This window comes from Candidatus Methylomirabilota bacterium, assembly GCA_036005065.1.
GTDB lineage: Bacteria > Methylomirabilota > Methylomirabilia > Rokubacteriales > DASRDR01 > DASYQW01.
In genome coordinates this window covers 1-11,261 of sequence record DASYQW010000315.1, presented here as the reverse complement: position 1 = coordinate 11,261, position 11,261 = coordinate 1, and the positions used below count along the sequence as shown (strand labels likewise).

General features: G+C 71.1%; 10 protein-coding genes. All 10 read left to right on the top strand.

Annotation, left to right across the window (positions count from 1 at the left end):
• Positions 1-1,675, top strand: a 1,675-nt coding sequence (locus tag VGW35_21410) for a thiamine pyrophosphate-binding protein (GenBank protein HEV8310230.1), incomplete at its 5' end; no start/stop codon positions are given.
• Positions 1,675-2,481, top strand: coding sequence for an SDR family oxidoreductase (locus VGW35_21405; protein ID HEV8310229.1), 807 nt, complete (start codon positions 1,675-1,677; stop codon positions 2,479-2,481). The genes VGW35_21410 and VGW35_21405, both read left to right, overlap by 1 nt.
• A 334-nt stretch (positions 2,482-2,815) precedes the next feature.
• Positions 2,816-3,334, top strand: coding sequence for a TQO small subunit DoxD (locus tag VGW35_21400; protein HEV8310228.1), 519 nt, complete (start codon positions 2,816-2,818; stop codon positions 3,332-3,334).
• Between the two features lie 211 nt (positions 3,335-3,545).
• Positions 3,546-4,955, top strand: coding sequence for a DUF3179 domain-containing protein (locus VGW35_21395; protein HEV8310227.1), 1,410 nt, complete (start codon positions 3,546-3,548; stop codon positions 4,953-4,955).
• A 201-nt stretch (positions 4,956-5,156) separates the two neighbouring features.
• The gene (locus VGW35_21390; protein HEV8310226.1) at positions 5,157-5,675 is read left to right on the top strand and encodes a TQO small subunit DoxD; all 519 of its coding nucleotides are present in this window, start codon (positions 5,157-5,159) and stop codon (positions 5,673-5,675) included.
• A gap of 213 nt (positions 5,676-5,888) precedes the next feature.
• On the top strand, positions 5,889-7,406 hold the full coding sequence (locus VGW35_21385) for a HAMP domain-containing sensor histidine kinase (GenBank protein HEV8310225.1): 1,518 nt from the start codon (positions 5,889-5,891) through the stop codon (positions 7,404-7,406).
• A gap of 9 nt (positions 7,407-7,415) precedes the next feature.
• Complete coding sequence (locus VGW35_21380) at positions 7,416-8,096, top strand: response regulator transcription factor (GenBank protein ID HEV8310224.1); 681 nt, start codon at positions 7,416-7,418, stop codon at positions 8,094-8,096.
• Between the two features lie 35 nt (positions 8,097-8,131).
• Positions 8,132-9,124 (top strand): radical SAM protein, encoded by a 993-nt coding sequence (locus VGW35_21375; protein HEV8310223.1) that lies wholly within the window; start codon positions 8,132-8,134, stop codon positions 9,122-9,124.
• A gap of 82 nt (positions 9,125-9,206) precedes the next feature.
• Positions 9,207-10,670 carry a glycosyltransferase gene (locus VGW35_21370; GenBank protein ID HEV8310222.1) on the top strand — a complete coding sequence of 488 codons (1,464 nt, stop codon included), beginning with the start codon at positions 9,207-9,209 and terminating at the stop codon, positions 10,668-10,670.
• Positions 10,667-11,261 (top strand): hypothetical protein (locus tag VGW35_21365; protein ID HEV8310221.1); only part of this gene is annotated, 595 nt, incomplete at its 3' end. The genes VGW35_21370 and VGW35_21365, both read left to right, overlap by 4 nt.

The following is an 11,261-nucleotide window of genomic DNA, read 5'->3' as shown; positions in this document are numbered from 1 at the left end:
GGATCGGACCGGCGGCGAATGGGTCGTGGACGCGCTGGCCGCCGAGGGAGTCCGCCACGTCTTCGGGATCCCGGGTGTCCACAACCTGGCCATCTACGACGCCCTCCTCCGCCAGACGACGATTCGCCACATCCTGGCGCGCCACGAGGCCGGCGCCGCCTTCATGGCGGACGGCTACGCGCGGTCGTCGGGGCGTCCCGGCGTGGTGCTGGTGACCACCGGACCCGGGGCCACCAACGCGCTGACGCCGCTGGTCGAGTCCTATGCGGGCTCCCAGCCCGTATTGCTCGTGATGTCGGACATCCCGCGCGCGCTCGTCGGGGCGGACCTGGGCGCGCTCCACGAGGTCCCGAACCAGATCGACTGTTTCAAGCCGGTCTGCCGCTGGGCCGAGGCCCTCGAGGCCGGGCGCGACATCCCCGGGGCCGTGCAGGGCGCGTTCCATCTCTTCCGCACGGGCCGGCCGGGTCCGATCGCCCTGTCGATTCCCACTGACCTCCTGGCCACCCGGGTCGAAGGCCAGCTCACGCCCGGAGGCGAAGGGCGCCGCCCGCCCTGCGACGTCCGCTCGATCGCCGAGGCCGCCGACGCCTACCTCCGGGGCGCCCGGCGTCCGCTCCTGATCGCGGGCGGTGGTGTCATCGCCGCCGAAGCGGGCGGCGAGCTCCTCCTGCTGGCACGCCGGCTCGGGGCGCCGGTCGTGACGACGGTGATGGGGCGAGGCGCCGTCCCGGAGACGGACCCGCTCTGGCTCGGCGTCCTCCCGAACCGGCGGGCCACCCAGCCGGCCATCGAGGCGGCCGACGTCGTGCTGGCCGTGGGCTGCCGCTTCGCGCACCGCTCGACGCGGGGTCTCCTCCTGAACCTCGCGTTCCGTCCCGACCAGACGCTGATCCATCTGGATCTGGACGCGACCGTGCTCGGCAAGATGTACCCGCCCGCGCTCGGTCTCGTCGGCGATGCGCGGGATGGCCTCCGCGCCCTTCGGGAGGCGGTGGGCCCCGGGCCGCCCGTCTCCGGGTGGGATCGGGCGTGGCTCGCCACCCTCCGCGCGGCCCGCGGGCCGCGGTACACGGAGACGGTCGACCGCCTGATCGCTATCCTGCGCGATCGGCTGGCGCCGGACGCCGTCGTGGTAAACGACCAGACCGGCCTCAACTACTGGATGGAGTGGCACTTCCCCGTCCTCGCGCCGCGGACCTTTCTGTACCCCGTCGGGTCGGCTACCCTCGGCTACGCGGTGCCGGCGGCGATCGGGGCCAAGATCGCGCATCCGGAGCGCCAGGTCCTCGCGGTCGCCGGCGACGGGGGCTTTCTCTATTCGGTGAACGAGCTCGCCACCGCCGTGAAGTACCAGCTCCCCGTCGTCTTCCTCGTGCTGAATGACCAGCGCTACGGGGCCATCAAGTGGCTCCAGGAGACGCTGTTCGGTCGGTGGGGCGAGGCGGACCTGGTGAACCCGGACTTCCCCGGCCTGGCGCGCGCCTTCGGGGCGGAGGGAGAGCGCGTGGAGTCGCTGGACGCGCTGCCGGCGGCCCTCGACAAGGCGCTGGGGCACGCCGGCCCGACGCTCGTCGAGCTGCCGCTGGCCATCGATCCGCCCTGGGAGCTCGGAGCGCTCCCGTCTGCGGCAGCGGAGGCCGAGCGGAACCCGCACTCCGGAGGAGGGGCCTGATGGCGCACCGACCGTTGCAGGGACAGCGCGCGCTCGTGACGGGCGCCAGCTCGGGAATCGGCGAGGGTGTGGCCCGGGCCCTGGCCGCCGCCGGGGCGTCGGTGGTCGTCAACTACGTCTCCAAGCCGGAGGCCGCCCAGCGGGTCGTGGACGATCTCAAGACGAGCGGCGTCGACGCGCGGGCCATCCGGGCCGACGTCTCCAGCGAGGCGGACGTCCGCGCCATGTTCCAGGAGATGCTCGCGGCTTGGGGGACCATCGACATCCTCGTCAACAACGCGGGGCTTCAGCGGGACTCGCCCTTCGTCGAGATGACGCTCGACCAGTGGAACACGGTGCTCAGCGTGAACCTGACCGGGATGTTCCTCTGCGCCCGCGAGGCGGCCCGCGAGATGGCTCGGCGCGGCATCCGCGCCGAGGTCTCCCGGGCGGCCGGGAAGATCATCTGCATCTCCTCGGTCCACGAGCAGATTCCGTGGGCTGGTCACGTCAACTACGCCGCCTCCAAGGGCGGCGTCCGCCTGTTCATGCAGTCGCTGGCCCAGGAGCTGGCGCCCCATCGGATCCGCGTCAACTCGATCGCGCCGGGGGCCATCCAGACACCCATCAACCGGCCCGCCTGGGAGACGCCCGAGGCCCTGAAGGCCCTCCTCACGCTGATCCCCTACGGGCGGATCGGCCTGCCGGAGGACATCGGCAAGGCGGCGGTGTGGCTCGCCTCCGACGACTCGGACTACGTGCACGGCCACACCCTCTTCGTCGATGGCGGGATGACGCTCTACCCCGAGTTCGCCCGGGGAGGCTAGGTCATTTCGGGGGGGTCTCGGAAGACCCCCCGAGGCCCCCCCGTCGGGGCGGCGGCGAAGCCGCCGCTCGGAGCACTCCTCGATGCACCACGCGCTCGGTGGTCGGCGCCGGGTTACTCCGACCCTCCTGGGTCTTGGGGGGCGCCAACCCCCTCCGATTCGTCGCATCCCGCCCGCCGCGGGGCGCCACCGGCGCTATGATGGACACGGTGATCCCGTGGGCTCGGCCCGGACGGCCCGCGACGCCCGACGGGCGATATGGTCGCTCCGGGAGATTCCGGAGGCGCTGGTCGCCGCGGCCCGGCCCGTCGGCCCGCGCCAGGGAGTGTCCGCCATGGCCCCGACTCCGCTCGGTCTCACCACGCGGGTCCCTGGGTGGCCGCTCGCCCTGTTCCGGATCGCCTTCGGGATCCTCTACCTCGACATGGCGCTCCAGAAGGCGCCATGGAAGAACTTCGGGTGGCTGCGCGGGTTCATCGAGCAGGAGATCGCCCACCCGGTCTTTCCGGCGATCGGGGCGTTCCTGCAGGACGTGGTGGTGCCCAATTTCGCGCTGTTCGGCACCGTGGCCTTCGTGGTGGAGCTCCTGCTCGGCATCGGGCTCCTCCTCGGCGTCATGACTCGGCTGGTCGGCCTCGCCGGCTTCCTCTGGCAGGTGAACATCGCGCTGCAGGCCTTCAACGTTCCAGGCGAGTGGTACTGGATCTGGGTCCTCCTGACGCTCCCGCAGTTCTGCTTCGCATTCAGCGACGCCGGTCGCGTCCTCGGGGTTGACGCCTGGCTCGAGCCCACCCTGCGCCAGCGTGCAGCCGCGGGGGTGGGCTGGGCAGGGCTCCTGCACCACGCCGTCTGATCCCGGGGAGGTCGCGGACCCGAGCCCGACACAAAGCATTGACATGGTTGTGACAACCGTCCGGTACGGGTGCCCCGATACTGCGGGGGGCGAACGGGATTGCAGGTGGACCGTGGATCGCAAAATGCCGGCTACGGCGATACCAGTGCCGGGGACGGGACCGACCGGAGAGGGGCGCGAGGCCGTTGATGACACATCTTGGTGACACCTGATGGGAGGCCCGCGCCGTAGAGTAGGCCCATCCAGAACCGGCGTCCCGGGGGCATCGGTAAGAGCCTTACGGCTCCTCGCGGTCACGCTCACCCTGGCTGGACCCGCAGCGGCCCAGACTCGAACCTCGACCGGTGCGCTCCTCTATGACGTGCTCCCCTCCCAGCCGACGGACGTGCAGATTCGCGCGTACGCCGCTCTCGAGCGCAGTGGTGATCGCGGCGCGATCCCGGCGCTGATCGAGCTCCTACGCTTCGACCTCTCGATCCCCGCGGAACTGCCCGTGGGCGTCCTCGAGAAGCTCTCGGGGCAGCGATTCGGGCCCGTATGGCCCCGCTGGGTGGAATGGGTCCAGAAGCAGACCGACATCACTCCCCCTCCCGAGTTCATCGCCTGGAAGGGGCGGCTTCTGAGCCTCATCGATCCCGAGTTCCTGGAGTGGTTCAAGCCGGGCATCCCTTACCGGATCCGGATGGAGGAGATCGTCTGGGGCGGGGTGGCCAAGGACGGGATCCCCGCTCTCACGAACCCGGCCCACGTCCCCGGCGCCCAGGCGACCTATCTCACCGACGACGAGCTGGTCTTCGGGGTCACCCTGAACGGGCAGAGCCGCGCCTACCCGCACCGCATCATGGACTGGCACGAGATGGCGAACGACGTCGTCGGCGGCGTGCCGGTCGCCCTCGCCTACTGAACGCTCTGCGGGTCGGGGACCCTCTTCCAGGCGACAGCGCAGGGCACGACGTATACCTTCGGGTCCTCGGGCCTGCTCTTCCGCTCGAACAAGCTCATGTACGATCACCAGACGAATTCCCTGTGGAATCACCTCAAGGGGGAGCCCGTGGTCGGGCCCCTCGCCCGGAGCGGGGTCCGTCTCCGGGTGCTGCCGGTGGTGATCACGACCTGGAAGGAGTGGCGGACCCAGCATCCCGATACGACCGTCCTCGACCTCAAGACCGGTTACGCGCGAGACTACACGCCGGGCCGCCCGTATGGCCGTTACTTCGCCAGCCCGGACACGATGTTCCCCGTCTCGCCGCGCAGCGATCGGCTACGGACGAAGGACCTCGTCTTCGCGGTCCGGATCGGTGCTGTCCACAAGGCCTATCCGCTCGACGTGTTCAGGCGGGCGTCGGTGGTGAACGACCGCGTGGAGACGACCAACGTCGTCGTCCTGGGCGCGGCGGAGACGCGCTCGGCGAGGGCCTACGAGCGCGGGACGCTGACTTTTCGGTCCGGCTCTGCACCGGGCGAGCTCATCGAGACGACCACCGGGTCTCGTTGGCGTGTCGAGGAGGAGCAGCTGCTCGAGCCGCTGACCGGTCGGACGCTGCCCCGCGTCGGCGGCCACGTGGTCTACTGGTTCGGCTGGTACGCCTTTTACCCTGACGCCGACGTCTACGTGCCGTGAGCCCGGCCGCGAACGGCCTCCACGGCCGCATCGCCGGACGCCTCGCGTCCTCGGCTCCTGAGGGCCACCCACGCCGGTGCTCGACGGGGTGGCCGGCCTCACCAACGCTATCATGGGGGCGGCTCCCCGCAGGACCTGCGCGGCGAGGAGATCCCGCGCCGCGCCGCCCGGGGCGGCCCCCCCGCGCAAGGAGCCACGCTGATGGACGGCACCCCGCTCGGCCTCAAGACGCTCGTCCCCGGCTGGCCGCTCGCGCTCTTCCGGATCGCGTTCGGCCTGCTCTACCTCCAGATGGCCCTGTCGAAGCCTCCGTGGGCGAACTACGGCTGGCTCCGCAGCTGGATCGAACAGGAAATCGCCCACCCGACCTTCCCCTGGATGGCGACGTTCCTCCAGGAAGTGGTTCTCGCGAACTTCGCCTTCTTCGGGATGCTGACGTTCGTGACTGAGCTGGCTCTGGGCGTGGCCCTCCTCCTGGGGATCTTCACGCGCCTGGCCGGGCTCGGGGGGTTCCTTTGGCAGGTCAACATCGCGCTGCAGGCCTATAACGTTCCCGGGGAGTGGGGCTGGATCTGGGTGCTGCTGACGCTGCCGCAGTTCTGCTTCGCCTTCGCCGACGCCGGCCGCGTCCTCGGGGTCGATCGCTGGCTCGAGCCCGCCCTGCGCCAGCGCGCGGCCGCGGGGGTGGGCTGGGCGGGGCTGCTGCACCACGCCGTCTGATCCCCGGGGGAGGTCGCGGACCCGAGCCCGACACAGAGCGTTGACATGGTTGTGACAACCGTCCGGTACGGGTGCCCCGATACTGCGGGGGGCGAACGGGATTGCAGATGGACCGTGGATCACATCGGCGAGGGCGCCTATGCGGAGACCGAGCGGGTGATCGGGACGCTCCTCGCCGAGCCGCCCGGCGGGTGAGAGGCGGGTGAGGGGCCGGTGAAGGCCTTCCTCACCTTCGCGCTCCTGGCCATCCTGGTCGCGGCCGCGATCCTGGCGGCGCTCGGCTACCTGTCGCTGCGGCAGTGGGAGACCTCGGCCGAGCTGCTCTTCCGCGAGCAGGCCCGCGACATGGCGAGCATGGCGGCGGAGAAGGTCGAAATGGTGCTGGCCCGCGCCGAGGATGAGATCCTCGCCCGCCTCCGCGCCATCATCGCGGCGCCCGACTTCACGCCGGCGGCGCTACTGCAGCTCTCGACCGCGGTGCCCCTGGTCCAGCGGCTCCATCTCTTCGACCGCCGGGGCCAGCTCCTCTTCCCGGCCGCCTGGCAGGACGAGGACGCCGGCGTCTTCGTGGGGCTCCTGGGCGAGATCTCGCAGGGGTTCTGGGAGCGGGGCGGCCGGCGCCACTTCCTGGCGGGCGATCAGGTCTTCCTGGCGGCCGTGCTGAAGACAGCCACCGGCGCGCCGGTGCTGGCGGCGGTGACCCGGAACCCCGAGGTCTTCCGGCGCGAGATCCTCGAGCCGGCGCTCGGGACCCAGGAGCGGCCCACCACCATCCTGGCGATCCTGGACCACCGGGGCCGGCCGGTCTACAGTCGAGAGCCCCTGGACTCGGCCGACCGGATCGTCGCGGTGGCCTTCGGGGAAGCGCTGCCCGAGTGGCGGGTCGCCCTCTACCAGCCCCCGGGGACGTCCCCGCGGGCAGCGGTCCGCCGCCAGATCACGATCTTCACCGCGGCCTTCTGCCTCCTGCTCCTCGTGATCGTGGCCGGCCTGGTCGCGACGTACCGGCTGGTGCGGCGGGAGACGGAGATGGTGCGGCTCAAGGCGGACTTCGTGGCAAACGTCTCGCACGACCTGAAGACGCCGCTCTCGCTCATCCGGATGTTCGGCGAGACCCTGGAGATGGGTCGGCTCCCTGACGAGGCGAAGCGGCAGGAATACTACCGCGTCATCACGCGCGAGGCCGAGCGCCTCTCCCGGCTGATCGACAACGTCCTGGACTTCTCTCGCATCGAGGGCGGCCGCCGGCGATACGACCTTTCACCGACGCCGGTGGACCCGCTGGTGCGCGAAACGCTGGAGGTGTTCGACTATCCGCTGGCGCAGCAGGGCTTCGCCGTCGAGGTGACGGTCGCATCCGACCTGCCCGAGGTGCCGATGGACGCCGACGCGGTGGGCCAGGCGCTGGCGAACCTCGTGGACAACGCCATCAAGTACTCGGTGGGGCGGAAGGTGCTCCGAGTGGACGCGCGGATCCAGGATGACTCCCTCGCGCTCTCGGTGGCCGACGAGGGAATCGGGATCCCCCGGGAGGAGCAGGCGCGGATCTTCGAGAAGTTCTACCGGGTGGGTCGCAGCGACACCCAGGGACGTCGGGGGAGCGGGGTCGGCCTCGCCCTGGTGCGCCACATCGCGGAGGCGCACGGCGGGCGGGTCACCGTCGACAGCCGACCCGGCGCGGGGAGCCGCTTCACCCTGTGGCTCCCGCTCGCCTCGCTCCGGTCCGGATGAGGAGCCGGCGTGCCGCGGATCCTGATCGTCGATGACGAGCCGGAGATGGTGCGCGGTCTCGAGGACAACCTCCGCTTCGAGGGCTACCAAACACTGTCGGCGACGAACGGCGCCGATGGGCTGACCCTGGCCTTGAAGGAGGGCCCGGACCTCATCATCCTCGACATCATGATGCCGAAGATGAGCGGCTGGGACGTTCTCCGGGGGCTCCGCCAGAAGGGGCGCGACCTCCCGGTCGTCATGCTGACGGCCCGGGGGGAGGAGGTCGACCGGGTGCTGGGGTTGGAGCTGGGCGCCGACGACTACGTCACCAAGCCGTTCTCGCTCCGCGAGCTGCTGGCGCGGGTGCGGGCGGTGCTCCGGCGGCCGGGGCCCCGGCAGCGGCTCGAGGAGTTCGCCTTCGGTGATGTCCGGCTCCACTTTCGGGCCCGTCAGGTCTTCAAGGCCGGCCGGGAGATCCGCCTCACGCGGAAAGAGTTGGACCTGCTCCACTACCTGGTCGAGCACCCGGGGGAGGTCATCACTCGCGACCGGCTCCTCGACGAGGTGTGGGGATACGAGCGGTTCCCCACGACCCGGACGGTCGACACGCACGTCCTGCGGCTCCGACAGAAGCTGGAGGGAGATCCCGAGCATCCCGTGCACATCCTCACCGCGCACGGCCAAGGCTACAGGTTCGTCGCGCCATGATCGCTCACCACGGAAACCGGGAGGGAGGAAGCGGGATGGCGTTCTCCGTCGGCATCGGGCTGACCAACGAGTGCAACCTCCGGTGTCCGCACTGCTACCGGCCGGACATGGTGATCGACCGGTTGACGCTGGAGGACGTCGAGCGCGTGTGCGCGAGCATCCCGATCCGGTCGATGAACCTGGGCGTCGGCGAGAACGGTCTCCACCCCGACTATCGGGCCATCCTCGAGACGCTCTGGGAGCGCGGCATCAAGACGAGCATGACCTCCAACAGCCTGAGCCTGGACGTCCTCCCCGACGACGCGGTCAAGCGCTTTCACAGTGTCGAGTTTTCGCTGGACTTCCCCTCCGAGCGCGAGCACGACGCCTTCCGCGGCGCCGGGAATTGGCGCGCGGTCCATTCCGGGATCGAGCGCTGCGCGACGCTCGGCGTGCCGGCCACGGTCACCGCGGTGATGATGCGAACCAATTACAACCGGCTGGCCGACCTCGCCCGGGTCGCCGCCGCCTGCGGCGCGAACCTCCGGGTCAACATCTATCAGCCGGCGAAGACCGACCGCTTCACGCTGAGCTACGAGGAGTTCTGGGAGGGCTTCCGCCGGCTGCTCGGCGCCGCCCGCCTGGTGGCGACGACCGAGCCCGTGCTCGCCGCCGTCCTCGGGTGGCCGGGCTTCGCCGGGCCCGGGTGCGGCCGGAGCACGGTCCGCGTCGCCCCCGACGGCCGGGTCCTGCCGTGCACCTACTGGCCGACCAGCCAGTTGACGCTCGCGGACCTCGAGCGGCTGGGGGAGGGGATCGCCGGGAGCGCGGAGTTCGTCGCGGCCCGTGAGATGCCGGCCGCCTGCATCGGCTGTCCGTGCCGGGGCGGCTGCGCGGGCCGACGGGCGGTCCTGGGCAAGCTCCACGAGGCCGACCCGTACTGCCCATTCGCCCGCCGGGACCGCGTCGTGATCGACTGGGAGCCCGCCGCAGTTGCGGACCTGCCGAAGCTCGGAAGCGCCTGCACGACCGTCGTCTCGACCCTCTAGCCGGACGCGCTGGCCGGAGAGCGGCTCTGGAGACACGGTGGGTCCTCAGCCGAGCCCCCTAGCCGACGTACCCATCGTGCGCATGTCGGCGATCCAATTGGTCGTGGGCCTCGCCTATCTGGCCGTGCTGCTCGGCCTGTTCCTCTACGGGCTCAACGCCTACATCCTCGTCGTCCTCCACGCCCGGCACCGGCGCCGAGCCGAGGCGGCGCCCGCCCCATCGCCGCCGGCCGTATGGCCCCCGGTCACGGTGCAGCTTCCCCTCTACAACGAGCGCTATGTCGCCCAGCGGCTCCTCGGAGCGGTCGCCCGCCTCGACTACCCGGCCGACCGACTCGAGATCCAGGTCCTCGACGACTCCGACGACGACACGACGAGCATCCTGGCCGAGGTCGCTCGCCGCCTGCGTGCCGAGGGGATCAACGTCGTGCACCTCCACCGGACGGAGCGCGCCGGCTTCAAGGCCGGGGCGCTGGAGGCGGGCCTCAAGGAGGCCCGCGGCGAGTTCGTCGCCGTCTTCGACGCCGACTTCGTGCCAGCGGCCGACTTCCTTCGCCGCGCCATCCCGCACTTCGCCGATCCGACGGTGGCGGTGGTGCAGGCCCGCTGGGGGCACCTGAACCGTGAGTTCTCTGTGCTGACCATGGCCCAGTCGATCGGCATCGACGGCCACTTCGCGGTGGAGCAGTCCGGGCGCTGCTGGGCGAAGCTCCTGCTGAACTTCAACGGGACTGCGGGCGTTTGGCGCAAGACGGCGATCGAGGATGCCGGCGGCTGGACGCACGACACGCTCACCGAGGACCTCGACCTGAGCTACCGAGCCCAGCTCCGCGGCTGGCGGATCGTCTACCGGCCGGAGATCGTCTGCCCGGCCGAGCTGCCGGTCCTGATCACCGGCTTCAAGTCGCAGCAGCGGCGCTGGGCGAAAGGCTCGATCCAGACGGCGCGCAAGCTCCTGCCCACCGTGCTGCGCTCCTCCCTCCCGGTCTGGGTCAAGTACCAGGCGGCGGTGCACCTCACCTACTACATGATCCACCCCCTCATGCTCACGATCGTGCTGCTCTCCGCCCCCGTGCTCGGCCTGCGGGAGGTCGAGCTCTCGCCCCTGCTCGTGGCGGCGGTCGCCGTCGCGATCGGGGTGGCCACCTTCGGACCCGGCACGATGCTCGTCTACGGCCAGCGCGTGCTCTACCCCGACTGGCGGCGCTACGCCTGGCGACTCCCGACGATCATGACGATCGGGGTCGGGGTGGCCTGGAGCACCACGCTGGCGGTGCTGAGCGCCTTCTGGAGCTGTGATCGCGAGTTCGTCCGCACGCCGAAGTTCGGGATTGGCCCCGAGGGCGGGCAATGGCGCGGGAAGGCCTACGTCGACCGGCGGCGCGTGGGGAGCCTGGTCGAGATCCTGCTCGGCCTCTACTGCGCCTGGACCACGTGGCTCTTCTGGCGCGAGGGGAATTACGGGGCGCTCCCCTTCCTCGCTCTGTACGCCACGGGCTTCCTGACCGTCGGCATCCTCACGATCCGGCACTCGCGGCCCTCGTGAGACGCCTGGCGGTCGTGGCAGCCCTCCTCCTCGTCTGGGCGGCGCCGGCCGAGGGCGAAGAAGACCTCGTCGCCGAGGGCGCCCGCTGGTGGCGCGTCTCGCCGGATCCCGGCAACCCGGTCGCCTGCGCAACGTGCCATCACGACCCCGAGGCGATTCGCGGCTGGGCGGCGAGCTTCCCCAAGCTCCGGCCGCTACCGCCGCCTCACGCCCGCGTCATGACGCTGCTCCAGGCGACCGCCGAGGCGGTGGCCCTTCATTACCGGGTGGCCGACCCCCGGCGCGCGGCGACTGCCATCACGGCCTACTTGACCGACCTCGGCGCCGGCCTCGCGGTGACCCCCGGGGTCGCCCTGGGCCAGCCGGTGTTCCCCGACCGAATCGCTCGGCTCGTGGCGAGCGCCAGACGCGGCGAGCGGCTCTTCGGCCGGCGGTGCGCCGGCTGTCACGGGCCGGCGGAGGTGGCCGGGCGGCTCCCGGCGTTCCCCCGGCTGCGGGACGGCCGCGCCGAGTCGGTCGAGGGCTTCCTGGAGGACCACCACCCGCGCGAGCCGCGCCTCCGGTGGGACAGCCAGCCGATCGCCGATCTGG

Excerpts from the sequence above, each read along its gene's own strand:
- VGW35_21405 (HEV8310229.1), top strand. The coding sequence starts at position 1,675 with ATGGCGCACCGACCGTTGCAGGGACAGCGCGCGCTCGTGACGGGCGCC.
- VGW35_21400 (HEV8310228.1), top strand. The coding sequence starts at position 2,816 with ATGGCCCCGACTCCGCTCGGTCTCACCACGCGGGTCCCTGGGTGGCCG.
- VGW35_21390 (HEV8310226.1), top strand. The coding sequence starts at position 5,157 with ATGGACGGCACCCCGCTCGGCCTCAAGACGCTCGTCCCCGGCTGGCCG.
- VGW35_21375 (HEV8310223.1), top strand. The coding sequence starts at position 8,132 with ATGGCGTTCTCCGTCGGCATCGGGCTGACCAACGAGTGCAACCTCCGG.
- VGW35_21370 (HEV8310222.1), top strand. The coding sequence starts at position 9,207 with ATGTCGGCGATCCAATTGGTCGTGGGCCTCGCCTATCTGGCCGTGCTG.